This window comes from Pedobacter zeae, from assembly GCF_014196715.1.
Lineage (GTDB): Bacteria > Bacteroidota > Bacteroidia > Sphingobacteriales > Sphingobacteriaceae > Pedobacter > Pedobacter zeae.
The window spans coordinates 434546-460676 of the sequence record NZ_JACIEF010000001.1 but is presented as its reverse complement, the minus strand read 5'-3'; the positions used below and the strand labels follow the sequence as shown (position 1 = coordinate 460676).

General features: G+C 39.0%; 29 protein-coding genes. 13 read left to right on the top strand and 16 right to left on the bottom strand.

Going from position 1 to position 26131, the window contains the following annotated elements; all coding sequences use genetic code 11:
• The first annotated feature begins 2 nt into the window (after window positions 1-2).
• The 5 genes from GGQ60_RS01805 to GGQ60_RS01785 all read left to right on the top strand — a co-directional run bounded on the left by GGQ60_RS01805 (window position 3) and on the right by GGQ60_RS01785 (window position 3475).
• On the top strand, window positions 3-236 hold the full coding sequence (locus tag GGQ60_RS01805; protein WP_183759685.1) for a MoaD/ThiS family protein: 234 nt from the start codon (window positions 3-5) through the stop codon (window positions 234-236).
• Between the two features lie 7 nt (window positions 237-243).
• Complete coding sequence (locus GGQ60_RS01800) at window positions 244-1356, top strand: ThiF family adenylyltransferase (protein ID WP_183759684.1); 1113 nt, start codon at window positions 244-246, stop codon at window positions 1354-1356.
• A 1-nt stretch (window position 1357) separates the two neighbouring features.
• Window positions 1358-1801 (top strand): molybdenum cofactor biosynthesis protein MoaE, encoded by a 444-nt coding sequence (locus tag GGQ60_RS01795; protein ID WP_183759683.1) that lies wholly within the window; start codon window positions 1358-1360, stop codon window positions 1799-1801.
• Between the two features lie 2 nt (window positions 1802-1803).
• A complete protein-coding gene (gene moaCB, locus GGQ60_RS01790) occupies window positions 1804-2712 on the top strand; it encodes a bifunctional molybdenum cofactor biosynthesis protein MoaC/MoaB (RefSeq protein WP_183759682.1) in 909 nt (302 codons plus the stop codon).
• 421 nt (window positions 2713-3133) lie between these two features.
• Entirely contained in the window at window positions 3134-3475 is a 342-nt protein-coding gene (locus tag GGQ60_RS01785) for a hypothetical protein (RefSeq protein ID WP_183759681.1), read from the top strand.
• Here the strand turns inward: GGQ60_RS01785 and GGQ60_RS01780 are convergent, their stop codons facing one another.
• The 7 genes from GGQ60_RS01780 to GGQ60_RS01750 all read right to left on the bottom strand — a co-directional run bounded on the left by GGQ60_RS01780 (window position 3476) and on the right by GGQ60_RS01750 (window position 10680).
• Window positions 3476-4078: a hypothetical protein gene (locus GGQ60_RS01780; RefSeq protein ID WP_183759680.1), complete on the bottom strand. Its 603-nt coding sequence runs from the start codon at window positions 4076-4078 to the stop codon at window positions 3476-3478.
• A gap of 304 nt (window positions 4079-4382) precedes the next feature.
• Window positions 4383-4571 (bottom strand): cold-shock protein, encoded by a 189-nt coding sequence (locus GGQ60_RS01775; protein ID WP_183759679.1) that lies wholly within the window; start codon window positions 4569-4571, stop codon window positions 4383-4385.
• Between the two features lie 161 nt (window positions 4572-4732).
• A complete protein-coding gene (locus GGQ60_RS01770; RefSeq protein WP_183759678.1) occupies window positions 4733-5023 on the bottom strand; it encodes a hypothetical protein in 291 nt (96 codons plus the stop codon).
• Window positions 5024-5508: 485 nt separating this feature from the next.
• Window positions 5509-6399: an SMP-30/gluconolactonase/LRE family protein gene (locus GGQ60_RS01765; RefSeq protein WP_183759677.1), complete on the bottom strand. Its 891-nt coding sequence runs from the start codon at window positions 6397-6399 to the stop codon at window positions 5509-5511.
• A 55-nt stretch (window positions 6400-6454) separates the two neighbouring features.
• Window positions 6455-8215 (bottom strand): ABC transporter ATP-binding protein, encoded by a 1761-nt coding sequence (locus GGQ60_RS01760; protein WP_183759676.1) that lies wholly within the window; start codon window positions 8213-8215, stop codon window positions 6455-6457.
• Window positions 8199-9935: an ABC transporter ATP-binding protein gene (locus GGQ60_RS01755; RefSeq protein WP_183759675.1), complete on the bottom strand. Its 1737-nt coding sequence runs from the start codon at window positions 9933-9935 to the stop codon at window positions 8199-8201. The genes GGQ60_RS01760 and GGQ60_RS01755 overlap by 17 nt, the downstream gene beginning before the upstream one ends.
• Window positions 9936-10077: 142 nt before the next feature.
• Window positions 10078-10680 (bottom strand): LURP-one-related/scramblase family protein, encoded by a 603-nt coding sequence (locus GGQ60_RS01750; RefSeq protein ID WP_183759674.1) that lies wholly within the window; start codon window positions 10678-10680, stop codon window positions 10078-10080.
• 286 nt (window positions 10681-10966) lie between these two features.
• On the opposite strand from GGQ60_RS01750, the gene GGQ60_RS01745 reads away from it, so the two are divergent.
• Window positions 10967-11812: a CvfB family protein gene (locus GGQ60_RS01745; RefSeq protein ID WP_183759673.1), complete on the top strand. Its 846-nt coding sequence runs from the start codon at window positions 10967-10969 to the stop codon at window positions 11810-11812.
• A 186-nt stretch (window positions 11813-11998) separates the two neighbouring features.
• On the opposite strand, the gene GGQ60_RS01740 is transcribed toward GGQ60_RS01745, so the two are convergent.
• The 3 genes from GGQ60_RS01740 to GGQ60_RS01730 form a co-directional block, all read right to left on the bottom strand.
• Complete coding sequence (locus tag GGQ60_RS01740; RefSeq protein WP_183759672.1) at window positions 11999-12670, bottom strand: MCP four helix bundle domain-containing protein; 672 nt, start codon at window positions 12668-12670, stop codon at window positions 11999-12001.
• Between the two features lie 123 nt (window positions 12671-12793).
• The gene (locus GGQ60_RS01735; RefSeq protein ID WP_183759671.1) at window positions 12794-14227 is read right to left on the bottom strand and encodes an ATP-dependent DNA helicase; all 1434 of its coding nucleotides are present in this window, start codon (window positions 14225-14227) and stop codon (window positions 12794-12796) included.
• Window positions 14228-14465: 238 nt separating this feature from the next.
• Complete coding sequence (locus tag GGQ60_RS01730; RefSeq protein ID WP_183759670.1) at window positions 14466-15605, bottom strand: putative sensor domain DACNV-containing protein; 1140 nt, start codon at window positions 15603-15605, stop codon at window positions 14466-14468.
• A gap of 354 nt (window positions 15606-15959) precedes the next feature.
• On the opposite strand from GGQ60_RS01730, the gene GGQ60_RS01725 reads away from it, so the two are divergent.
• From GGQ60_RS01725 to GGQ60_RS01705, 5 genes are all read left to right on the top strand, one after another.
• Complete coding sequence (locus GGQ60_RS01725) at window positions 15960-16766, top strand: DUF3822 family protein (protein ID WP_183759669.1); 807 nt, start codon at window positions 15960-15962, stop codon at window positions 16764-16766.
• On the top strand, window positions 16757-17293 hold the full coding sequence (rsmD, locus tag GGQ60_RS01720; protein ID WP_183759668.1) for a 16S rRNA (guanine(966)-N(2))-methyltransferase RsmD: 537 nt from the start codon (window positions 16757-16759) through the stop codon (window positions 17291-17293). Before GGQ60_RS01725 ends, rsmD begins: the two co-directional genes overlap by 10 nt.
• Before the next feature lie 189 nt (window positions 17294-17482).
• A complete protein-coding gene (gene coaD / locus GGQ60_RS01715) occupies window positions 17483-17944 on the top strand; it encodes a pantetheine-phosphate adenylyltransferase (RefSeq protein ID WP_183759667.1) in 462 nt (153 codons plus the stop codon).
• A gap of 311 nt (window positions 17945-18255) precedes the next feature.
• Window positions 18256-18759, top strand: a complete 504-nt coding sequence (locus GGQ60_RS01710; RefSeq protein ID WP_183759666.1) for an RNA polymerase sigma factor — start codon at window positions 18256-18258, stop codon at window positions 18757-18759.
• Window positions 18749-19354 (top strand): hypothetical protein, encoded by a 606-nt coding sequence (locus tag GGQ60_RS01705; RefSeq protein ID WP_183759665.1) that lies wholly within the window; start codon window positions 18749-18751, stop codon window positions 19352-19354. Before GGQ60_RS01710 ends, GGQ60_RS01705 begins: the two co-directional genes overlap by 11 nt.
• A gap of 176 nt (window positions 19355-19530) precedes the next feature.
• Here GGQ60_RS01705 and GGQ60_RS01700 read toward each other — a convergent pair whose 3' ends face one another.
• Window positions 19531-20142, bottom strand: a complete 612-nt coding sequence (locus GGQ60_RS01700) for an NUDIX hydrolase (protein ID WP_183759664.1) — start codon at window positions 20140-20142, stop codon at window positions 19531-19533.
• A 486-nt stretch (window positions 20143-20628) separates the two neighbouring features.
• Between GGQ60_RS01700 and GGQ60_RS01695 the strand changes: the two genes are divergently transcribed.
• On the top strand, window positions 20629-21516 hold the full coding sequence (locus GGQ60_RS01695; protein ID WP_183759663.1) for a hypothetical protein: 888 nt from the start codon (window positions 20629-20631) through the stop codon (window positions 21514-21516).
• 61 nt (window positions 21517-21577) lie between these two features.
• Here the strand turns inward: GGQ60_RS01695 and GGQ60_RS01690 are convergent, their stop codons facing one another.
• Both GGQ60_RS01690 and nudK read right to left on the bottom strand, forming a co-directional pair.
• Window positions 21578-22621, bottom strand: a complete 1044-nt coding sequence (locus tag GGQ60_RS01690; protein ID WP_183759662.1) for an NAD(P)-dependent alcohol dehydrogenase — start codon at window positions 22619-22621, stop codon at window positions 21578-21580.
• 99 nt (window positions 22622-22720) lie between these two features.
• The gene (gene nudK, locus GGQ60_RS01685; RefSeq protein WP_183759661.1) at window positions 22721-23299 is read right to left on the bottom strand and encodes a GDP-mannose pyrophosphatase NudK; all 579 of its coding nucleotides are present in this window, start codon (window positions 23297-23299) and stop codon (window positions 22721-22723) included.
• Window positions 23300-23354: 55 nt separating this feature from the next.
• Here nudK and GGQ60_RS01680 point away from each other — a divergent pair, with 55 nt between their 5' ends.
• Entirely contained in the window at window positions 23355-24107 is a 753-nt protein-coding gene (locus tag GGQ60_RS01680; protein WP_183759660.1) for a DeoR/GlpR family DNA-binding transcription regulator, read from the top strand.
• 17 nt (window positions 24108-24124) lie between these two features.
• Here GGQ60_RS01680 and GGQ60_RS01675 read toward each other — a convergent pair whose 3' ends face one another.
• The 3 genes from GGQ60_RS01675 to GGQ60_RS01665 all read right to left on the bottom strand — a co-directional run bounded on the left by GGQ60_RS01675 (window position 24125) and on the right by GGQ60_RS01665 (window position 26065).
• A complete protein-coding gene (locus GGQ60_RS01675; protein WP_183759659.1) occupies window positions 24125-24604 on the bottom strand; it encodes a hypothetical protein in 480 nt (159 codons plus the stop codon).
• Between the two features lie 291 nt (window positions 24605-24895).
• Window positions 24896-25276: a YybH family protein gene (locus GGQ60_RS01670; RefSeq protein WP_183759658.1), complete on the bottom strand. Its 381-nt coding sequence runs from the start codon at window positions 25274-25276 to the stop codon at window positions 24896-24898.
• Window positions 25277-25294: 18 nt separating this feature from the next.
• Window positions 25295-26065, bottom strand: a complete 771-nt coding sequence (locus GGQ60_RS01665) for an isocitrate lyase/PEP mutase family protein (protein ID WP_183759657.1) — start codon at window positions 26063-26065, stop codon at window positions 25295-25297.
• Between the last annotated feature and the right edge of the window lie 66 nt (window positions 26066-26131).

Sequence of the window (26131 nt, the reverse complement as noted above, 5' to 3'; positions counted from 1 at the left end):
GCATGGAAATTGAAATTATCAGTTTTGGTCAGATTACCGAATTCATCAATAATCAAAAAATTGAAGTTGATGGCATTACTGATACCGATGCCTTTAAACAATACCTCGAAGATCGGTTTCCGGCCTTAAAAGGCTTAAAATACAAACTTGCCCTGAATAAAAATATTGTCCAACAGAATACCGAAATTACAAACCAGGCAACTATAGCCATCATGCCACCATTTTCTGGCGGCTAAAGAACACATGAGTGCAGAGCGATACAACAGGCAGATTATCCTTAAAGGATTTGGAGAGGAAGCACAGCAAAAGCTTTTGAGGGCAAAAGTGCTGGTCATTGGTGCCGGAGGCTTGGGCTGTCCGGCGTTGCAGTACCTGGCGGCCGCAGGCATTGGCCACATTGGTATTGTTGATGATGATACCATTTCATTATCCAATTTACACAGGCAAATTCTTTTTACAACCGCTGATATAGGAAAGCTGAAAGCAGAGGTAGCCGGAAAACGCCTGCAGGAGATGAATCCCCAGATCGGGATCATTCGTCACCCCATTCGTTTGCAAAAAAATAACATCCTCGATATTTTATCCAGGTATGATTACATATTGGATGGTACAGACAATTTCGAATCAAGGTACCTGGTTAACGATGCCTGTTCACTACTGAATAAACCACTTATATTTGCTGCAGTATCGAGTTTTGAGGGGCAGTTAGCTGTATTTAACGCTCCTGACCATTCGACTTTAGCACCCGGCACCAATTACCGCGACCTTTTTCCCGAGGCACCGGATAAAGGCGAAATTCCAAATTGTGCAGAAAATGGTGTTATCGGCGTATTACCGGGCATTTTAGGTACAATGGCAGCGGCAGAAACGATCAAATTGATCACTAAAATCGGGCAACCGTTAACCAATAAAATATTAAATTATAACCTACTTACACAAGAGCAGTATATCATCAACATCAGCCACGGAAACGGTTATACGCTACCTAAAACAGTTGATGATTTTTTAAATATGGACTATCAGGATACCAGCGAAGCACCACAGGGATATATAGAAATTGATGCCAGCGAACTGGTAAAACTCCAGCAGCTGGAGTCGACAATTTTAATCGATGTACGCGAAAGGCACGAGGTTCCGGTATTGGATAAACAGATTTATACCCAGGTACCCATGTCGGAGTTTGCGGCGTTCCTAAATAAAGATTTTTACCAAAAACAGGTGGTTTTAATCTGCCAGCATGGCATTAGAAGTGTAGCCGCAGCAGAAGCCATGCAGGAAAAATACGGCGATGCCAAAAAGATCTACAGCTTAAAGGGTGGCATCGTAAAATGGAGAGATTATTTTCTAAAATCCTAACATGAGCGAAAAAAAGATAAAAAACATATTTGTTAAAGGGCCGATTGAGCCTGCTTTTATAGCCGACAGCATTGCAAAGCACAGCAGCAAAACTGCCATTGGAGGGCATAGTATTTTTATGGGCCAGGTGAGAAAAGATGAAATTGACGGCAAATTCGTAGCTGCAATTGAATATACGGCTTATGAAGAAATTGCCCTAGATAAAATGCATCAGATCAGGGAAGATATTTTCGAAAAATACCCACTCCATTGCATGCACATTTACCACAGCTTAGGAACAGTTAAAACCGGTGAAATCTGCCTTTTTGTTTTTACCTCGTCTGCACACCGTAAACCGGCAATAGCTGCCTGCGATGAAGTGGTAGACCGGTTAAAAGCAGAATTACCGATCTGGGGCAAAGAAATATTCGAAGACAAAACCCATCAGTGGAAAGAAAATAGTTAAATATGGTAAACATCACAAAAAAATCCAACACGTTAAGGGTTGCCATAGCTACCGCTACGGTGAAGGTATCGAAGCAGGAAACCATCGATGCTATAGAACAGCGCAAAATACCCAAAGGCGATGTGTTCGAATTTGCCCGTGCTGCAGGCTTGTTTGGCGTAAAAAAAACAAGTGATGTAATTCCGGATTGCCATCCGCTTCCGGTCGAATATACAGCCATTACCTACCAAATTGAGGGTTTAACCATCATCATTAATGTTGAGGTACATACCATTTACAAAACGGGGGTTGAAGTTGAAGCGATGCATGGTGCATCTGTTACTGCTTTAACCATGTACGATATGTTAAAGCCAATTGATAAAGGAGTTGAAATCGAAAATATCAGGTTATTAAAAAAATCAGGAGGAAAATCTGATCTCAAAAATGATAAATTCCCCGAAATTAAAGCGGCTGTGGTCGTCTGTTCAGATTCCGTCTTCGAAAATAAAGCGCATGATACTTCTGGCAAGACTATTATTTCGCGTTTGGAGCAATGGGGAATCAATACAGCGAAATATGAAATCGTTCCTGACGAAATGGATACGATTAGAAATAAGGCCATCGAATTAAATAAATCTGGTTTTCAACTGGTTATCTTTACCGGAGGTACAGGACTTTCACCCCGCGATGTAACGCCGGAAGCCATTGCACCTTTAATTGACCGAAAGATTGAAGGACTGATGGAAACGGCGCGTCGTTATGGCCAGGAGCGCATGCCTTACGCCATGCTTTCGCGCGGTGTAGCAGGTTTTATCGGAGAAACTCTGGTATTCACCTTCCCGGGATCAAAAGGCGGTGTAGAAGAAAGTTTAGATGCGCTTTTTCCGCAGGTTTTGCATTTGTTTAAGGTGGTTAAAGGCGAGAAACATTAATGTAATTGTCAGCGGGGATTTGTAATCCCGTATTACGAACCAAGAATTTATAATCCTTACACACCTATAGATCTGAATGCAGGTTACAAATCCGCAAAGTAAGGGTCAAGATCACAGATCTTGGACCAAGACCAATACCTGGCTGTCATTCTGAACGCAGTGCAGAATCTTTTAATGTTATGTCATGCTGAATTTATTTCAGCATCTTTCTTGCCAATAGCAAGTTTTGATCGCTTAAAAAACTATAGGTTGAGATTGTATTATTAAAGTTAGGCAGCATAACGCCTAAAAACTCACACGTCAAAGATGTTCCCACAAGATAGTCCTGTGGGGAAAAAACGAATTCGTTTAAGCCAACAATATTAAATCTAAACAGCAAAAATCTTTTTTGTCATAAAAAATTAAGTCCTATTTTTGCCGCATGTCGTCTAAATATAAGATTTTATACTTTTTTCAAAATGCTGATACCACTATTTTAGAAATTCAGCGTCTTGGCCTGCCCGACAATGCCGATGCGGAATCGACTTACCATTGGCTTTATTTTGATAAAATAACCGGTTCGCTGATTAAATTATGGTTCAGGTCGATGGATTCTTCTACAGAAATTGAAGAGCGTTATTTTGAGCAGGGTTACCTTAAATTTAATAAAACAGAGGCTACATATATCGAAAAGCACAATTCTTCGCAGCAAAAACTCAGCAATATGGGAAATAGGGCTATCGGAGACGAATTAAGTACTTTAATAGAAAATTACCTAAAATAATTAGGCCATCTCTGGCAGCTCTGATTCTAAACCTACTTTATTTAAAGGGTAACGGGTGGCACGAAAATCATGAAGTGAACTACAAAAAGCTGGGTACCAAGGTTGTTTTTGCATGCTTTCCAAAAGTTGCGCACAGGCAAGTACATCGGCATCTGCCCGCTGCATGGCATGGACGATAAAATTAACCACATCCCAAATCCCTTCCATCATGAAAAACCGGAAGGCAGAAAGGATTGCAGACCATTGCACTTTTTTAGCCTGCAGTAAAAAAAACCGGGATACAGGGCTACACAAACGTTTAAACGCCATATAATCCTCTTCTCCGCCCTCCAGATTTAAAAGTCCCTCCCGGTAAGGAAGGTTTACAATTTCTGCAGCAATTTTATCCCGCCCATGGAAATAAACACTTCCGGCACAGATAGAAGATATTGATATCAGCGCTAAATGATCATAAATTTCAGGATGCATTTTAAGTCGGCCATTACGTACAAATACCAGTCCGCCTTTTTTAGCATGCTCGGGTTGAGCATTCATTGCTGATAAGCTTAAAAGCTCAAATTCGTGGGCAAAGTTAAGTGCCATTACAAATTGTGCTGCAGCCATAAAAGTTCCCCGATCTGGCGGTTTATTGTTTATAACAGATTCCTGGATTGAAAAAATAGAAAGTTGCAAAAATAGTTAGTTTGTTTGGTTCAGGCCGGGTATTTCGGCAGGGGCAAAAATAAAAATCCAATTTAAAAAACAAATGTGCAGATAGCGGGTAAAGAAAATCAGCGTGGTAATCTGCTAGGAATGAGAAGGAAATTTTTTCAACCTTTTTGTTCATTAACCGGTATATCCGGTTACTAAAATATTGGAGCAAAAAAAAGCAGGACTAAATCCTGCTCAAAATCTTTTTCGGGAAGAATTAAACAACTCTTACTTTTACTGCATTAAGGCCTTTTTTGCCTTCTTGAACTTCGTATTCAACTGTATCATTTTCTCTGATCTCATCGATCAGGCCTGATGCATGCACAAAAATCTCAGATCCACCTTCTTCTTTAATAAAGCCGAAGCCTTTTTCTGAGTTAAAAAATTTTACTGTTCCGTTTTTCATTATACTGGATGTTTTTAAATTAAAAACCAAAAATAGGATTAAAACCCAAAAACCAAAATTACTGGCAAACAAAATTGCCAATTATGCTCAAAAAGATTTATACAGTAAAAAATTATGGTAACCATTTTACCGTCAGATACCAAGCAGGGCTATTTAAGGTGTTAAAAAGATTTTCCTTGCGTAATGGATGAATACCAATTAATAGGATGCGATCTTAAGTTCATGCCGTCACTCTCAATATGATACAAGATGATTGGCATACTGAAATCGACAAAACGCTCTACCTTTCTGGAAAGTTTGCCGAGAAAATCCATACTTGATATGCCTTCCTTTAGGTGAACGTAAATTACACTTCCTGTTTTAAACTCAAAGCGCTCAACAACTCCCGGCCACTCTGCTTTTATCCTGCTGAGGAAAGCTTTGATTTTGGTCTCTTCTTTTAGATTTTCCATAAGCTTATCGGGTTTTTATGAATATATGCTAATTTAAAAAATTATTCCAATTAAGGTTAAATGTAACAGGACCTATACAATTCCTGACCGACAAGATCCGATGGTACCGATTCAATCATTAACCTGTTCCGGGAGGCTTAAAATAAAAGCTAAAGACCGCTCCGATATGCTCAGCTGAACTAACTGTTGTTGGTGATGTAACTTAAAGATTAGCAGGAATATTTAAATATGACACATTAAACAGGGCTGTCAATATAAAAAGACGCCTTAATACATCCGGGACGACAATGACAGTAAAATTAAAAAAGCCCTTCAATCCTGAGAGGGCTTTTTCATAGTCGTCTATCCCTATAAGTAGGAATCCAAAACTAAATAATGAGTTTAATATTTTTAAGGGTTGAATAAACTGAACAAAAAAAAATTTTTGTTTAGTTCATCCGTATTTTTTATAGCTTTAAGCCACTTTAAACGACTAAAACCATACTTTACTCTACTCCTTTTGCATTTACCGGAATCACATATAATGATTTTGAAGCGGCAATAAAAAGCTTGTTCCTGTCTTTTCCACCAAAACAAATGTTACCGCACCAACCTTCGGGCACATCGATATGGCCTATCTTTTCCCCACTCGGTTTATATATATTTACACCTTTTCCGGTTACATAAATATTTCCGTTGTTATCTAGGGTCATACCGTCTGAGTTTTGATTAAGGATAAGCTTCCGATCCGATAATTTGGCATCGGTACCAATCGCATAACGGTATGTCCTATTGGCTTCCATATCAGCAATGTACAGGAATTTTCCATCCGGGGTACCTACAATACCATTTGGTTTAATTACATCATCTGCAACCACAATAGCTTCTTTTTTACCTTTAGGAAGGTAATACACTTTTTGCCCCACGATTTCAGGCGATTTCCTTGTCCAATAATCGCGTTGGTAATATGGGTCGGTAAAATAGATACCGCCTTTATTATCTAACCAGATATCGTTTGGCCCGTTTACCTTTTTGCCCTCAAAATCGCTGAAGAGCACTTTTATCTTTTTGTTTTTATCGATAGACCAGATCTCGTTATGTTCGTCGGCACAAACAATCAGGTTGCCTTTTTTATCAAAATATGTACCGTTTGCCCTTCCGGCCTTGTCCATATACAAGCTCAGTTTGCCATCAATACCATATTTCCAGATTTTATCATTCGGCTGATCGGTAAAAAAAACATTTCCCCACTTATCAACCGATGTGCCCTCGGTAAACTTAAACTGTGAAGAAATTAACGTTAAGCTATCCTGTACAAAAAGTTCCTGTCCAGCATTTTGTGCAAAACCAGAAAAGCTTAAGGCTGAAAAGATCAAAAAGAAGAAATATTTTTTCATTTGTATTTTTTTAAAGTTTATCAGGTTTCAAAAAGCTGATGAGTTTATAACGATCTTAACTTACCCGTTTCCCTTTCAGTAACATATTTAATGCATCGTTCAGCGTACCGGCTTTTTGCACTTCGCCTTCATTTACAAAGTAGATTTCATCTGCATTTTCGATGGTATTTAAACGGTGGGCAATAATCACCAGGGTAGTTTCTTTCGAAAGTTTGTTCAAAATGCTGCTCAAAAGCTGTTCGGTTATGGTATCAATATTCGCCGTAGCTTCATCAAGAATTAACAGTTCAGGGTTTCTAAGTACCGCACGCATAAAGGCAATGAGCTGTTTTTGGCCTAAACTGATGCTATCAGAGCCTGAAATAATCGGTGTGTTCAATCCTTCATCAAACAGGGCCAAAAGTGCATTTAAATTGGCATCTTCAATTATTTTCTCCAGCTGCTCATCACCCACCTCTTTATATTGGCTGTTACCGTATAAAATATTCTCTTTTACGGTTCCGGTAAACAAAAATGGCTCCTGTAGTATAAACCCGATTTTTTGTGTTCGCTCTTCAGCAGAAAACGACCGGATATCTTTGCCATTTAATAAAACAGTTCCTTGTGTAGCATCGTATAAACGCGAAATTAGCGAAGCAGTTGTGGTTTTTCCGCCCCCGGTTGGTCCAATTAAGGCATATGTTTTACCTTTTTCGAACCTTAAATTAATATGGTGCAGTATTTCTTTACGCTCATCGTAAGAAAAGTGTACGTTTTTAAATTCCAGCAGGGCATCAGAAGTTACGGTTTCATCAACCGCTATTTGTTTTAAATTGTTCTCCAGTGATAAAATTTGTGAAATCCTGTCCCAACCGGCCATCGCCACCTGAAAACTGGTCCAAAGTGCAGCCAACTGCCTTAATGGGTTATAAAAGTTGGTGGTATAAGAGATGTAACTCACCAGTAAACCGAGGGTAAAGTTATCCGTAGAAATCAAATGAATACCGAACAATAAGGTAATCATCTGTGCTGTACTGGACAACAAACCATAAACAGGCACAAAAATGTTGTTTGCCAAACCCGCACCAATTGCCGTTTTGTAGTTTTGATTATTCGCCTCATCAAAACGTTTTCTGAAATAGTCCCTGCGGTTAAAGGCAATAATCACTTTAAAATTATTGAGACTTTCCTGTATTTCGGCACTCATTCCGCCAACGCTTTTTAGGTTTTTAGCATTTTTTCCTTTTACCCATGGCGATAATGCAACGGTAAAAAGTACAATAACCACGGCAGGCGCCAGCGCAGCAGCCCCTAATTCTATATTGATGGAGAGCAAGAAAATACCTGCTCCAATCATGGTTACAATACTGCCGATAAACTGCATTAAGGATTGAGAGAAAAACTGGTTAAGTTTGTCGGTATCGTTGTTTACCCTCGAAATCAGATCACCAGCTTTATTCTGGTTAAAAAATGAAACCGGGAGTTCCTGTAGCTTATTAAATATTGCGTTACGCAAGGTATAAAGCATCCGTTGCCCTACTCCGCCCATCAACCTGGTTTGAGTATATCCCGTAACCATAGCAACCATATACATCACCAACAAGATGCCTCCAAAAATAAGCACACCATGAAACTGTTTGGTACGGATATAGGTATCTACGGTATGACCAACCAATAATGGTCCCAAAAGCAATAAGCCAGAATTAACCAAAATGGCAATAAGTGCCAGCCAAAGGTTTTTACGCTCAGCAGAAATCAGTTTGAGCAGGCTTTTCAGCGCCTTGTAAGTCGATTGCTTTTCCTGCCTGGCGCTAAGCTGGTTAAGGTTGTAGTTCATAATTACTGGTACTCTGTTGTGAATTGTAAATCTGAACGTATTCAGGACTATTTTTCAGTAGTTCCTGGTGAGTTCCTTCTGCAATGATTTCTCCCTGCATCAGCAAGATCACTTTATCATAATGTTCAACAGAAGCTATTTTTTGGGTAATGGAAATTAAAGTTAAACCGGGATAATGCTGCTGGATATTCTCCAGAATCCTTTTCTCCGTATTGGTATCAACACGGGCAGTAAAATCATCGAGCAATAAGATTTTCGGATTTACGGCCAGTGCCCTCGCCAACATGATCCGCTGCTTTTGTCCGCCCGAAAGACTATTTCCCCGCTCCGAAACAACCGTATTTAATTGATCGGGCAAAGCAGCTATAAAATCTTTCAACTCGGCTGTTGCAATGGCTTTAGCCAAAGATTCATCCGTAACCGTATTACTGAAGGCAATATTCTCCCTGATGCTCATGTTAAACATAATGCTATCCTGAAAAACAAACCCTACCTGTTTATGGAAGTCTTCCTGTTTATACTGCTTAATCTCCTGTCCGTCGTACAATACCGATCCGGCATCAGCATCTGTCAAACCCGTTAAAATATATAGCAACTGGGTTTTTCCGGCGGCCGTAGGACCGATAATGGCCGTTTTAGAACCTGCTTTAGCAGAAAAAGATACCGACTTTAAAACTGGTTTTTGCCCAAAACTTAAAGTAATATCTTTCGCTTCAACATCTCCTTTTAAGGAGCTTTTTAACGTTCCGGGATGGGCAATTTGCGGGGCATTCAGTACATGTTCAATTCTTTGGTAAGAAGCTGTAGCCTGGGCAATGACATTGCTCATAAAACCAATTACCAAAATGGGGAATATAATAAGGGTAAGGTAACTGCTAAAAGCGGTAAACTCTCCCAGGCTCATCGAATTGGTAATCACAAAATGGCCTCCCAATACCAAAATGCATAACCCGGCTAAGTTGGCTGTGAAAACAATAACCGGAATTAATGCGGCAAACATGCGGAGGATGGATATTCCCAGATCCCTTGCTTTCGCGTTGGCATCTAAAAATTTATGGTACTCCAACATCTGTGAATTGATTACACGGATCAGGGCGGAACCCAAAATACTTTCGCTGATCACCTTATTCAACCAATCAATTACTTCCCTGCTCTTTTTGAAAAGCACTTTTACCTTGCTCAGCACGTAAAAAAAAGCACCGCCAATAATCGGCACGATAGCGATTACACAAAGTGCCAGTTTCCAATTGATCATGAGCAGCAGGATACTTGCTCCAACAATTAAAAATATAGACGAACAGATCGAAACAACAGCCTGCGAAACAAACATTTTGATCGAATCGGTATCGGCAGTAAGGTTGGTCAGTAACTTAGAAGGATTAGCCTGAATAATATAAGCATGGCTTTGCCTCGAAATCTGATCAGAAAGTTTGGCCCTTAAATCTTTTGCAACACGTTCTGATGCATAAGTCTGTACCATACTTTGTAAATAAGTAAAGATAAAAACCAATACAATAGCGAGCAAAAACTGGAACAGGATGTGTTTAAAATCGAAGGTATGCCTGGTATAAGAATCGATACCACTGGCAATAATTTTAGGTAAAAGCAGGTTGATCCCGTTACTGAGCAGGGCAAAAAAAATCAGCAAAAAAATTAAGCCTTTGTAATTTCCAAGCAGACTGAAAATACCTGGCTTTTTGGCCTCTTTGGTTTTTTTCATATCAATGAAGATACCTTAAATTGTAGGTCCCAAATTTAGCCCAAAGAAATGATTAAAAGTGTAATTATTGAATGAGAGAATGTAACTTATTCGTAAGCATTTGCCTTTCAATAACTCATCATGCCCTCATTCACCAATGCAATTATTTACTCTCTTTCAGCACCATATCAATCGTAATGGCAGTGGCCACAATTGCCACTTTTTGATTGCTTTCGGCATAACTCGGATCAATGGAAACATTGTATTTATCTGCGGTGGTAAAAATTTCTTTCAAAGCACCAGCCCATTTTTTACTGATCTTACCCATTTCTGCACCCAAATTATTGGTGATGGTAAAATTCCAGGCTTTCCAATCGCCCGATATTTTGGCAATTTCTTCTCCGGTTACCGGACTCGAAATGGTAAAAGTTGGCTTAAAAAATTTAAACTTTTGTTTAATTATTCCTACTTCAATTCCTTGTGGATCGGTAACAATAATTTTCGACATCCAAAAGGTCCAGCCCCTTGTAATGGTGGCCTGTAACTGATCGTTGGTATCGGTAATTTCAAGTTTAAAAGGCATCATTCGCTTATCGATCAATAATGTTAAAACCTTTTGCCAGCCCGAAATACGTTGTTTAATAACGCCGATCTGAGCGCCCTGATCGTTATAAACCTTGTATTCGTTTGCAAACTTCAGGAAGTTTACCTTCTCGTCAATAAAATATTCGTCACTTAAAAAAAATGGAGGTATCAGCTTATTCATTCTGTTGATATGTTTTTAGATCAGCCACTAAAATATATATTTTTTAATAACCATCCTTAATTTTGTAATTAACGTTAGTTATTAACAGCCATCAAGATGGTATTATAAATATAAAAGCCATCCTGAATTCGCTTCAGTTCTTTGATACGAGATGAAATCAATGGAACCTATACGATATGATGGACTACAGCTCAAAATTATCTCCGATGATTTAAAACCAATTTACCACTAAACATTGCTACCTTTGCAGTAAAGCCATTGAAGAAAATGGTTAAGCCCCAATAAAATGATTGAAATAGGTAAATACAACGAGTTAAGGATTTTAAGCAAAACAGAAGCCGGATTAAACTTAACTGATGGTGATAAACAGGTAATCCTACCTTACCAATATGTACCAAAAGGTGCAGAAATTGGCGATAATATCAGAGTTTTTGTTTTTATACAAAAAGATGGCCGCTTAACCGGAACGACCCAAAAAGCCTATGCCGAAGTTGGCGATTTTGCTTTCTTAAAAGTAGTTTCCGATGGCGAAGATGGTGTTTTTATGGATCTGGGTATCGATAAAGATGTGTACGTACCTAACCGTGAACAAAAAAGACCAATGCAAAAGGGCTACAAATATGTAGTGTACCTGTATTTGGATGAAAATAACGGCCGCTTATTGGCATCTTCAAAATTGTACGATTTTGTAGAAGAAGATGGTTTTGATTTTGAAGAAGGTGATGAAGTAAGCTTACTGATTACCGAGGAAACGGATCTCGGTTACAATGCCATCATCAACAATACCTACATTGGTTTACTTTACTATAACGAGGTTTTCCATAACGTTCAACCCGGCGAAAGGCGTAAAGGCTGGATTAAGAAAATCCGGGTAGAAGGCAAGATCGACTTAACCCTGCAACCCAGCGGTTATGGCCATATCCTCCACTCGAAAGAGCTGGTGTTAAAAGAACTGAAAAAAAGTGGTGGCATCATCGAACTGGGCGACAAAAGCTCTCCGGAAGATATCTATCACCGTTTCCAGATCAGCAAAAGTGCCTTCAAAAAGACGATCGGATCATTATACAAAGAACGTTTGATCGTTCTTTCCGACGATTCCATCAGACTGATTACAGACGACGAAGCTGAATAATAATAAAATTAGCACTATACAAATCGCCATTTCGACCGTCGTAAAACGGAATACCTGCCCGCAGAGGCCGGGAGAAATCTGTATACACCTGCTCGGGAAATCGTCATTTCGAGAAAGCTTTGTCGTTCCTCCTCGCCATGACGGCCATTTTATTGAAGGCTGTCAAGGGTAGTGGAATCGGAGAGTTTAATTCAGGTTAAATTTATCGCTATGAATCTTCACCACATTCGAAGCCGAAATAATAGCTACAATCATAATTCCGATCACAACAGCTAAAATAACCTGAAATGTAGAATATACTTTCGTTCCTGAAACAAAAATCTTTGAGCCTTTAATCAGGTCGTTACCCACTTTAGATTGTATTTTAATGAGGGCCGATAGCTTGGCCAACGTTTGATCAGCTGCATTTTTTCCCACCGACTCATAAATTATCCGCCCTTCAGCACCGGCCAAACTGAGTATTTTAGCTTCCAAGCCCTGCTGAACAAGTAATGCCCTTTTAAGCTCATTTAAAAAGCTTTGTTCTTGTTTTACCAACAAAGTAAGTTCATACTTAGTGATCAGCGAATCTATGCTACGGTTATGTTTATTCATTTTCACAAGCACCGTTGAACCCTGTAAAACGTCGTTTCCGAGCAATGCCTTCTGAAGAATTGCATTTTTATGGTATAAATTCTCAGCAATGAAATATAAATCTGTAGCCGGAATAAGCCTATCGTTATACATCGAAATAAACGAAGCATTGATTTTCTCTACACTTTTATCTTCCAAAAAACGGATCAATAAAGTGCAGCACATGATACATAAAAGTAAGAAAGCAATTTTAAGCTTATTTTTAAGACTAAAGGCAAATTTCATATATAATTGGTTAGTAAGTTTGACTATAAAAGCATAAATAAAATTAAGCTTAAGCACCACATTGGCACGAGACAAAAAATTGTGTGTTAGTGGTTATCTATTAACAACCGGTACAATTATCTTCTAAAAATAATCCTCCAACGCCGTCTTCGCAAAAAGCTGTGGCGCAAAATTCACTAAATATAACTCTTTTTTCGCACGGGTTACCGCTGTATATAACCAGCGGAGAAAATCCAGATCGATCATCTCTTCGGTAAGATAACCCTGATCGGCAAAAACTGCATCCCATTGTCCGCCCTGAGCCTTATGACAGGTAACCGCATAAGCAAACTTAATCTGCAGCGCATTATAAAAAGGATCAGCCTTAATGGCCAGCATCCGTTGCCTTTTATTGGCAATATGTTCGTAATCTTCATTTAATCCATCAAAAAGTCGCTTGTTCTGCTCATAAGGCAGGTTGGCACTTTCTAAATTCAGTGTATCAAGCATAACTTTGCAACTGATCTGTCCGGCCGCAGGGAAATCCATAAACTCTAAAGTGGCATCGGCAAAGCGGAAACCATAACGCTCTTCCTCTCCCCTTACGCGGATCACTTTAGCCATATCGCCATTGGCTATAAAAGCGGTATCTTCATTATCAGGTAGCCAGAAATAATTGTTCCGTACCACCATAACCTGATCCCCCCCTGTTAGTTCCTCTTCGCGGTATAACAACCTCGCCCTAATCTGCTGGTTATACACATTTGCAGCTTTATTGGAACGGCAAACCACCAGTGTATTTTCCATTCCAAATTTTCGGTAGGCATATTCTAACCCCTCTACCAAGCGTGCACCAGGCATGTTATAAATATCGCTGTAGTTTTTAGTCAGGAATTTAGGCAAGGGATTTTCCGGATTTTTGGCAATCTGGTTCCTGAGCATGGTGGCATTGGCCAGAATGCCCGATTTTTTTCCCTGCCGTACCACTTCTTTCAATTCAACCGACGATACCTCCAGGGCAAATTTATCTTTTAGGTATTGCTCATTCAATGCAGGGCTATCTAAACTACCCACGGGAGGTAACTGCGCCGTATCGCCTACAAAAAGCAGGAAACAGTTTTTGGAGTTATATACAAATTCCAGCAGATCCCTCAATATTGAAGAACCTGTTTCATTAAACTCATCGGCAATCATCGAAGCCTCATCGATAATAAACAGTGTATTTTCGGAAAGATTTGGGGCCAGCTGAAACTGCATTTCTGGCGATGCTGCCGAACGTTTCCGGTAAATCCGCTTATGTATGGTTAATGCTTTCCGGTACGAATACTGGCTCATCACCTTTGCTGCCCTTCCCGTTGGGGCAAGCAATTCGCTGCGCAGGTTAAATTTAGCCAGCACCTTAACCAGGGCCGCTACAGAAGTGGTTTTACCTGTACCCGCATAACCTTTTAATACAAAACAGCGGTACTCCTCTTCCTGTTGTAAAAACACCGACATTCGCTCGCAAAAAAGCAATTGTTCTTTGGTTGGTGTATGTTCGTATGCGGCAGCAATAAGCTGGCTTTTATCCTGGATCATTTGGGGTTAATTGTATAAATTGGTTAACCGTTTACCGCTACTGTTCTCAAAAAACAATCTTTTTTGTTTGAAAAGCAATTGCACTGCTCACCGGTTCCGAACGTCCGTCTTTCCGCTATATCCCCGGCGAAAAAACCGGGGGATGCCGCTGCAATACGGTTTAGGAGGCAAAGATAGTGCTCTTTTCTAAGTGCTCCTTACCTCAATTATAAAACAATGTAACAATTAAGCAATTTAACTACAGCAGTAATGTTTCAATGCGATGCGCCATGACCATATTTTGTTTTTTACTGTAGCTGAAAATGGTAAAATGACCATCCTGCGAGGCTACAAAACCAATAGCCTGCGGCTGATCGTTCACGAACTGCGCAACAGAAAAATGCCTGGTACCGCCCAACTGACCAGGATATAAAATCTTATCCTCTCCGCCTACAATGGGCTCTGAGAAAGCAATCTGCTCTACGGTAGGTTTCCCCTTTGCCCGGCCAATTTTGGCACCAAAAGCAATAAGATCAAACTCTTCATTAATAATTGTTGCGCCATCAACCGCGGTTAAACCTGCCAGATGTTCTACTTCTCGGCGAACAGCACCCTGCGAGAAGATTTCGCTCTGATTTCCGTTCTGTTTGGCAAGGTTTGATAATCCGCAAAATGGGGGCTCTACCAGGTATTGTATCGGGTGGATAATGGATTCCTCCCATTTTGTGTCGCCTTTAGGCACAATCAACAAAGCTCCACCCCTGCCATGCGCGCGCATCGATACCGAAAACTGGATGAGGATATTGATCGGATCGTTCCAGCTCGCCAAAACGGTTAAATCCAACAAGGCCTGCAAAACCGGCGGACAATCCCTATTGGTACAGCTCCTGTCATCAACAATGCGGATCTGCTCCCCCTTTAACACAGCTACATTGGTAAATTTACCGATGCCATAAATCCGGCGGTGTTTAATTACGATTAAGCCAGGCTCAGAAACATCCACCACAAAGCAGAAATTGGGAATATTTAAAGTAGTACCCCAGATATAAAGCTCACCATCTTCTTCCCAAACCCCAAGGTGTATACCAGACCGTTCAATTCCGGGTGCAATTTTTGTTAAAGTATTGGCATTTAAGGGTAATCTCTTTGCAAAAACCAACGGTTTAGAGGTTTGCGATGGCTGTAAAAATGCAATCGATATCCTTGGCGAATGCCCTTCTTCCTTACGAAGGCTGCTCCAAAAAGCAACGTCTATAATGGCTTCGATAATTCCCCTGTCAGGTTGAGTAGCCAAATCTATCTCGCCCTTTGTAATTGCATTTTGGTGTAGTTTAACAAAATGTTGCTCAATGGTTGCTGCAATGGTGTTTGCTGCTTTATAGGTAGGCCTGTAACTCATGTTCCGAATTTAAGCCGAATATTTGATTTTTGAGCAGGTAAAAGGTTTGATTTTGGTAAAAAAACACTGACATTTTAACCACAGATTTTCGCAGGTGAACACAAATACTTTAAATGTTCATTTAACCACCAAGCATTGCAAAAACACCAGGTTAATGGAATATTTTTAAGCCATATAAACCGATTAAAAGTGAACTCAGGTGGTAAAAGGTTCACCAGGCCATTAGAAAGCAAATGGCTATTTTTTTCCCTGAATGTTATGTTTCTGTGGTAAAAAACTAAACTGCCAGGAGGTAAAATCAAAAATTTAACCTCATTATACTGTTAATCCTTAAAAAACTCTATTTTTGTTTCAATGAGTAACAATAGTCTCTTATTGGTCGACCCGAACTTTAATCCGGATGCATCCGCAAACTGCCATTTACTGTTAAAAATAACGAATGACAGTTTTTCTTATGCCGTGGTAAGTAAGGATACTGAAGAGATTAACCTCATTTTTGATAAACAGGGCTGTGCAGACGTCAGGAAAGACCTCAGACTGGCTTTTGAAACAGACCACCACCTATCTTTAAAATACGCCACGGTTAAAGCAGCTATACATACTTCCAATTTCATTTTCATCCCTGATGAATGGTTTGATGATGAAAATTTAAGTGTTTATGCCCAATACCTGGGCACTGATGCTAAAGTTTATACCAAACACAATAAATCACTCGGTTTTAATACCGTTTTTTGCCTAAATGATGAAATTAAAGCGAGCTTACCACAGGAAACTGATTTATTTACGCAATCAGAGCCTTTAATAGCTTTGTTTAATCATTTGGCCGACGAATCTTTATTAATCGACTTTACTGCAGTCTCATTCAACATACTGTATACCAAGGATAAAAAGGTTGTTTTTCAGAACCATTACGAATCTGAAACCGCCGAGGAGTTTAATTATTTCCTGTTGCTGATGATTGAACAATTGGGCTTAAATGATACCATTCCTGTTTACATCCAGGGCATTATTAATGAAGATGATGAACATTACAACTGTTTGTTAAAATACTTCAATCGACTTTATTTCTTCTTTCCGGCCGGAAAACAGAACAGCGAATTGTTGGCCGATATGCCTAAACATTATTTCAGTGGCTTGCTTGCTTTAGATTTATGCGAATAATTGGTGGTAAACTGAAAGGAATCCGTTTGCAACCCCCTGCAAATTTACCTGTACGCCCTACTACAGATATGGCAAAAGAAGCGCTGTTTAATATCCTTAACAATAAATACGATTTTGAAAACTGTAGCGTACTCGACTTATTCTGTGGTACAGGAAACCTGACCTTCGAATTTGCCTCACGCGGTGCAGAACGCATTTTAGCTGTTGATATGGATTATGGTTGTGTTAACTGGGTAAAAAGTACCGCTAAGCAGCATCAGTTTGATCAGATCGAGGTACGAAAAGGCGATGTTTTTAAACTCTTAAAACAAATGAGTGGCAGTTACGACCTGATTTTCGCCGATCCACCATATAATCTGCCGAATATCCCACAAATTCCGGTGTTGGTTAAAGAACAGCAATTACTTAAACCAGATGGATTACTGGTTGTAGAACACCAGAGTAATATGAAACTGAGCAATCAGCCAGGTTACACGGAAACGAGGAAATATGGAAATTCTTCTTTCAGTTTTTTTGAGTTCAGTTAAATTGGTCATGGGTTCATTAGTCATTGGTCATTAGTTCAATGCAGGTGCCAACTGTAGGCTCAGGATGAGTTAAGGGGTAATTGCTTATTTTGATGACGGAAAATTAGCTCATCAGTCCATTCACATTAACCTCCAAACACCAGGCGCTAAACTATTCCTCATCTCACCATAAAAATCTATATTTGAATCATGAAGATAGCGTTATTTCCAGGCTCGTTTGATCCGATAACCATTGCCCATGTAAACATTCTGCAACGGGCTATTCCACTTTTCGATAAAATTGTAGTTGGTATTGGCTTAAACAGTTCCAAACAGAATTTTTTAAGTGCCGAACAACGCCTTCAGATCTTACAAACTGTTTTTAAAGGCTACCAGAACATTGAAATTCAGACCTACGAAGGCTTAACGGTAGATTTTTGCAGGAAAATTGATGCTACATATATGGTTCGCGGTATCCGCTCTGCTGCCGATTTCGAATATGAAAGGGCCATTGCACAGATCAATCAGACCATGATGCCGGAGGTAGAAACCATCCTGCTTTTAAGCAAACCCGAATACTCGGCCATCAGCTCAACCATTGTTCGCGATATTTTAAGAAACCAAGGTGATGTAAGTCCATTTGTACCTAAAGAGGCACTTAGCTTTTTATAGTTTTTATTAACCATAGGTAAACACAGATTTAAATCCAGGTTTGTCTAAAGAATATTTCTCTTAAGGGTTCCTATATGATGTGTTTATTGGCATAACCAGCTTACTTATATAGCATGATTTCTGTGTTAGTTATGATGTGCCAACTATAGACCTTCGCATAGTATCAGTCCTTCCCTTCATTGCTAGCTATCGGATCGTGATGATTTTTATTTTTTAAGATCTCATCTGCGTTCATCTTCTTTATCTGTGGTTAAATATATTTTTAACTTAATTGTAACGTTTTTAAAAATCTGTTACCTATTCGGAATACAATGAAAGAAACAGAAAATATATTTCTCAACCTGATCAATCAGCACAAAGCGATTATACATAAGATTTCCAAAATGTATATGAACGATGCTGAAGATCAACGTGATCTGTTTCAGGAAATTATACTGCAGCTATGGAAAGCCTACCCTACTTTTAAAGGAAACAGCAAGTTTACCACTTGGATGTACCGTGTGTGTTTAAATACGGCCTTAGTCTATTTTAAAAAGGATAACAAAAAAGTAGACAAAGCACCGTTGGATGAGAACATCGATGTAATGGATATAAACGAAAATGAAGGAAAAGAAGAAAAACTGACCTATTTATACACTGCCGTTCAAGAATTAAATGCAATTGAAAAAGCATTAATCTTCCTCTTTCTCGAAAACCAATCCCATCGTGATATCGCCGGAAACCTGGGAATAAGCGAAGTTAATGCCCGTGTTAAACTCAACAGAACAAAAGAAAAATTACAATTCATCATAAAGAAAAACGGTTATGAATTTTGACGATATAAAAAATGAATGGAATGCTGAAAGTTCAGAAGGAAACAACATTTCTACCGACATGCTTAAAATAAAGCAGGCTAATACTCCTATCGACAAGATTAGGGCGAAAATGAAACATGAGTTTTATTATCAACTTTTCTTTCTGCTATTGATGGTTTTTATCCCTTTCCTGGCGGGATTTTCAACAGCCATAAAACAGGTGTATCTCATTACATATGCCACCACCTGCGGTTTTACTGCTTACTATTTTTTTAAATTCTATACGTTTTATAAAAATTCTTACGATATGAGTATGGATACCCGCAAAAATATCCTCTGGTTTTATTATGAAATGAAACTGAACGTTGAGTTATATAAAGCCCTCACCTATATTATTGCTTTTATAGCGGTAGGATTTATGTCAGCCTACCTCTTTATTGAGAAAGCCTCTGTTTTTGCAAAGATTTTAACTAATTTATCCCCTGTATTCCTGATATTGAACTGTTTTATTACGATTCTGATTATTGGAGTAATAACCGAACTATGGGCCTGGTTTTATTACGGCAGATATCTAAAACAGGTTAAAAAAGTAGTTGATGAATTGGATTATGAGTAATCTGTGCTGTCAGATGTATTGTTGCTGTCAGCTGTTACCAGCTAACAGTTAAAGTACGTCGAAATCCCATCTATAATTGTTCCGATCTGTGTCAGATAGAAATATCTGACACCACAAGATATCTGTGGTAAAAAGATGCTGAAACAAGTTCAGCATGACGATGGCAACAGAGGAATCTACAAAATCCCGCCGGCCCTCAATACATCCATAATAGAAGGAAATGTATTTTTAATCACAGGCGAAATGTGGTTTTTATCCAGCCAAACCGCTTCATCAATACCTTCCTCTTTTTGAGGTACCAATTTAGGTTCACCTTTAACCTTCATTTTGTACCAATTGGTTTTCTTGATCACCATTTTGGTTCCCATCGGATACACATGATAGGTTTTACAAAGCTTTTCTTCCCGTTTAAAAACCCTGATCCCACATTCTTCCTCTACCTCCCGAACTGCGGCTTCCTTCATTTTCTCATCCTCTTCAAGTTTTCCTTTGGGCAGATCCCACTTTTTATTCCTAAAGATAAAAAGGTAATTGCCATTCGCGCTTTCTACCAAACCGCCTGCGGCTTTAATAATGGTACAGTCTTTCTTTAATTTCTGAAAGGTTTCTTTCGGATTTTTTGTCAAGAAAATATAACTCTTTTTAGACCCGTTTTTTAATTTTTTGTAGAACGTCTGCAGATTAAAATCCTGAAATTCAAGCTGCTGTATTTTCTCTTTCTGTTCTGGTAAAAAATCAGAGATGAACAAGGTATTATCGTTGATATAAATTCTATAGTTTCTTGGCATATAGTTTTAAAGCATATTTAAATGAGCATAAATGGCCGTTTTATATCACTTCTTCTCCTACCCCTTTACAGGATATTTTAATTTCGGCGAAAACGCATGCATTTGCTTTCCCTAAAGTAGAAAAATTGTTGAATTATTTATAAGGTATAAAAAAAGGTTACAACAAATCATGTTGTAACCTTATCTAAATTAACGCTCTCAATCAAAGATTGATGCAAGGCTCTCACCCCTTGCTTAATACAAATATATAATAATTTATTAAACTGATAAAAAAATGAAAAAAATATTTCGATCGATTAAATCCCCGTTTTTAAACGGACGAATAATAACATTGTATTACTGAAAAAATGTGCTTTGGAACCACTGCATACACTAGATTGTAAAAAAAATAGTTTAATTGTAATAATGGAACATTTGAACGGAAAACAGCTTTTATAATTCCTTCAAGCAGAAATATTTTTCATAATTTTAGTTTTTTAATCTACTATGCCCATACCTTCATTATCCGAAAAAGATCTGGAAGCATACCGAAATGATCTTTCTGATCCGGAAAAATCAATCGGCGAGCTATTCATCAAATTAAATGGGCTTTATCAGCGTTTTGCCGGTAACGAACAGCTTCTGGCAGATTTCGAATACGTTGCGGCACTTAACAGCCTCGAAAATACCTATGCTCAAAAAAAAGAGCATTTTAATAAAGAAATTACCGAACTTAAAAGGCAGTTTAAACAATTGGATAACCGCATTATAGCTGCAGAACAAAAACTTCGTCATGGTATCCCGGAAGACCTGTTGATTATGGACAAGATTATTGCCGAACAGGAATCTATAGTAGAAGATCAGGAAAAGCTGAACAATGCCGAAACGCACATTGTAGAGCAGGTGCGGAAAATCGATATCGAACACGGTAAAGCACTTCAAAAACTGGAGCAACAGCAGCATAACAGGGAAATTCCTTTTAAAAGCAAGTTTTCTGCCCTTAGTGAACAACTCAGAAAAGCCGAAAAAGAAATTGCATTAAAGGTTAACGGTTTTTCACTCATCGCAATTATCGGCATTCCTTTAATTATAGATTTATTTTTTGGAGTACTTGGCCTCCCCACCTTTGCCCGAAGAACCAATAACATTATCTTTAACCATTACCTTTTTCTGATCAGCCTGATCATGGTCGAATTATTTCTTGCTGATAAAATCAGAAACAGGATTTCACGGATGTTATCCGTATCTTACCTTAAAGATTCGCTGAATACATTGGGTAACCTGTTAACTGAAAATGAAAGGCAGGTTGCGAAAGTAGAATCCGAACACCACATCCCCCTGGCCGAATTTGTAGAGAAAAACGGGCATGTTTTAGATTATAAAGACACTTTTTAAAAAAAGGGGATTTAGAAACATTAATATCCCTAAATCCCCATAATTTTTGATCCGGTCAAAATTACAATGTAGCCATATCGATTACAAACCTGTAACGCACATCGCCTTTTAGCATGCGCTCGTAGGCCTGATGAATATCTTTAATATCAATCAGTTCAATATCAGATACAATGTTGTTTTCTGCGCAGAAATCAAGCATTTCCTGAGTTTCGGCAATACCACCGATACCTGATCCGGCCAGACTTTTTCTACCGCCCAGCAAACTGAAAGCAGCAATTTCTGCCGGTTTAGGCGGAACACCTACACAAATGTGTACCCCGTTTGTTCTCAATAAGGAAAGGTACATGTTAAAATCATGTTCTGCAGATACAGTGTCCAGTATAAAGTCGAATGTACCTCTGGCTGCTTTAACCTGAGCAGGATCGGTAGTAACCACAAAATGATGGGCACCCAATTTTTTGGCATCTTCTTCTTTTTTAGGCGAAGTGCTCAATACTGTTACTTCAGCACCAAAAGCTACACCGAACTTCACCGCCATATGGCCCAAACCACCTAAGCCCAGTACGGCCAGTTTATGCCCTTTTCCAACTTTCCAATGTCTTAATGGAGAGTAAGTGGTAATCCCGGCACATAAAAGTGGTGCTACCGCAGCAAGATTTAATTTGTCTGGTACATGAAGTACAAATTCTTCTCTTACCACAATCGTATTGGAATATCCACCATAAGTTGGTGTTTTACCATCTCTTTCTAAACTATTGTAAGTTTGGGTATTTCCTTCTAAACAATATTGTTCAAGCCCCTGCTTGCAGTTTTCGCAGATCTGGCAGGAATCTACCATACAACCTGTACCCGCAAGATCGCCTACCTTAAATTTCTTAACATGGTCGCCAACCTTTATCACCCTGCCCACAATTTCATGCCCCGGAACCATTGGGAATATTCCCGGAAACCAATCATTTTTAATCTGGTGCAGGTCTGAGTGGCAAACCCCACAGAAAAGTATTTCGAACTGCACGTCATGAGGTCCCACTTCCCTACGCTCAAAATTCCAGGGTGCTAAATCCGTTTCGGCATTTTGTGCCGCATATCCTTTTGTTGCTATCATAAAAATTTAAAATTAATTAAACCATAACAAATGTAAACAGCAGTTCAATAAGAACAATTACGCAAATCAAATAAATCATTGCAAAATTCAAACATTCCGCTACAACATCAATCCCTTTAACTGGGCATACTGCAGAAGCATAATGGTTTTGCCATCTTTTATTTCTCCCGTAGTTATCATTTCCAATGCCCTTTCGAAAGGCAATTCCAGTACTTCTATGTCTTCATTTTCTTCTTGCAGTCCTCCTCCGTTATGCCGTTTCATTTCATGTGAATAGGCCGCCACAAAAAAGTATAAGCGCTCGGTAACCGAGCCTGGCGACATATAGGCCTCGAAAACTTTTTCTACCCGGGCAATTCTAAATCCGGTTTCTTCCTCGGTTTCTCTCCTGATACAATCTTCCGGATTATCCTCATCCAACAGTCCGGCACAGCACTCAATCAGGTAACCTGTATCATTTCCATTAATAAATGTGGGAATTCTGAACTGGCGGGTAAGGACAATCTTTTTAGATTGTTGATTATACAACAAAATTGTAGCGCCATTACCCCTGTCATAAGCCTCGCGTTCTAAAATAGATTTAACACCATTATTTCCGGTCATTTCGAAACTTACTTTTTTGAGGGTATACCAATTATCGGATAAAATTTCTGTTTTCAGAATATTAACAGGTTTCATGAATGATTATTTTTGATTTTTTATGATTATTTTTGATCGAATTAAATCATTATTTATGACATTTCAAAAAAGGGCATATAAAATCCTTGAGCTTTTAGAGAAGTTTGGCGAAGTAGAGATCAGGCAGTTAGCAGCCGAAATTAATGTATCTGAAGTTACCGTACGAAGAGACCTGACCGCTATGGCTGCTAATGGACTCCTGTACCGCACCCATGGTGGGGCAATGAAAATAAGTGAAGTAATTAAGCCGGTTTCATTTGTCAATAAAGCTGGGGTAAATATTAAAGCAAAAGATGCGATCTGTAAAAGGGCTGCAGCAGACATTATTGATGGCGATGTGATATTTATAGACTGCGGAAGCACGGCCTTCAGGTTATGCCAATTTATCAAAAACAAAAAAATAAAGGTGATTACCAATTCACTACCTGTAGTAAATGAATTACTGGACAGTGCAGTAACCATTAATCTTATTGGAGGGGAAGTTGATGCAACCAGGCAAGCCGTTCACGGAACTACAGCATATGAACATATTGCCAGATACCGTGCTTCAAAAGCTTTTTTAGGGGTAGATGGGATTACCGTGGAGGGATTATATGCCGGCAGTGAGCATGAAGCTTCGAATACCCTGGCTATGGCATTGCAAAGCGATTGTGTTTATATACTTTGTGATGCCCGTAAAGTAGGAAAAACATCGTACTTAAAGTTTAATGATTTATCGCTGGTGAATATTTTAGTTACCGACTACAATAACCCTGATGTTACTGAGTTCGAAACAAAAGGGATATCCGTGCTTTCGGTAACTGTTTGAGATAACGAAGGTTCTCATCAGGAAAACAATCCGTGTGTAATTTCTACAACAGCATCATCAGCGTAAAAAAAGATGGCAAAGCAGCCGGGAGCCTGTGTAATGGCTAAAATATCTTCACGTTTAATGTGGTTTTCGTTGATAAAACGGGTAAGGCGCTCATGCGAACTGAAATAGTCTGATTTTAAGACGATCATAATTTTAAGATTTTGATTAAGACGATGGGGGTCAAATGATGTTACAGTATTCGCGCAGATCAAAGGTAATTTAAAACTCAGGCAAATACTTTCGCAAGCATCATCTTTTCTCATAAAATGGAGAACTGTTCCTGATGTTCTTTCTTTTTCAAATGCAATTAAATATTGGCTAAATCTTACTGCTACTTTAAATAACCTTTGTTTATTCCACTGTATTTTTCTTATTTCCGGATCCAGAATATCCCTGGTTTGGCAAACTGTAATCAGCAGTAAAATGGCCAATAAAATTTTGTTTGTTTTCATCCTGTATCTTTTTATTATGATCAAAATTACTGCTGCTAAAGACCTTAAAATAGGATGAATCGGAACTGAAATTAAACTTATTTCATCATTCTATCTATTTGAAATAAAGCTTCTTGAAGCAAATCGGCGGTATAAATTCAAAAAAAAATCGTCAACTCGACCGAAGCTTAATCCCGAACTTTCAGGAAAAAATCTATCTAAAACAGATTTAGCTTCACGGGAGCTACGTGGTTCTAACCTCTATTGCACCCGGTTCGAAATGACGATTTTTTTTTTGCGTTATTGGTAACCCTAAGCGATCAGATCTGCTTCCGCTCCAAAAGCATGGTCGATCAGAATTCTCCATAGCCCATCTTCTCCCTGCTTCATCAGCTCAATACCTTTTGCCTTTACTTTCACTTCATCCCCGTCGGTAATATTCCACTCCGATCTTCCCACTGCAAGGTTTCCGGTTTGCAAACAATAAACGGTATTGATTTCCATCCTTCCTTTAATGGCTAAGATCGCTTTAACCGCTTCTTCAAATTCCTGTCGTCCTGATACAGGTTTTCCAGGTTCAGGAACAATGACACCTGACGTATCGTACAGACTAAGAACCGTGGCCAGATCGCCAGTATTAAATGCGGCAGCTAATGCCGAGTGGGCGTCCTCTGCCCTTTTTGGTAAATTCATATTGATTTGGATTAATGTTTACGAAAAAATGCTTGAAAATTCTTGCTCTGCCAATATTTTACGGGCAAGTACACCTGCATAATCATATACTTTATTAAAAAGAAAACCACCCATACTGATGCGCTTAACCCCCAGCAATTCCAGTTCTTTAAAACCTGGAAGATCGGGCATACACATTACGTTAATGGGTAAAGAAGTAGATTGAACTACAGTTTTGATATCATCACGCTGAGTAATACAAGGTACAAAAATGCCATCGGCACCTGCTTTCTCGTAAAGTTTTACCCGCTTTAGGGTTTCTTCCAACGCATGGGGCAATCCCAATAGAAAGCCATCGGTACGGATGTTGAGAAAAATATTCAATCTTTTACGCCTGATGTGTTCTGCCACTGCTGCAACAGTCTCCGCAAAAGAAGCTGCCGGCGTTAAGCTTCTCTTTTCACCTGGTATGGTATCTTCGAGGTTTATACCAATCGCACCATGATCATGTAGTTTTTCGATATTTTTCAAAATCTCATCCAAATTACGACTGTACCCAGCTTCCATATCAACCGTCAGGGGAAGATCAACCACCTCTGTAATGCGCTGACTGATGCGGAGCAGGTATTCGAAAGGTAGATTTTCCCCATCAGGATAGCCAAGGGCATTGGAAATGGCCTGACTGGATATACCGATTGCCCGGAAGCCTGCTGATTGAAAAGTTTCTGCACTTTTTACATCCCATATATTCCCTATTAAAAGCGGGCTGCTGTTTTTGTGCAGGTGTTTAAATGTTTCAAAAGAATTCATGCTATATCTTGTTTAATTGATTATATACCAAAGATATAGCACTAAAAAAGCATCGGATTGTACAAA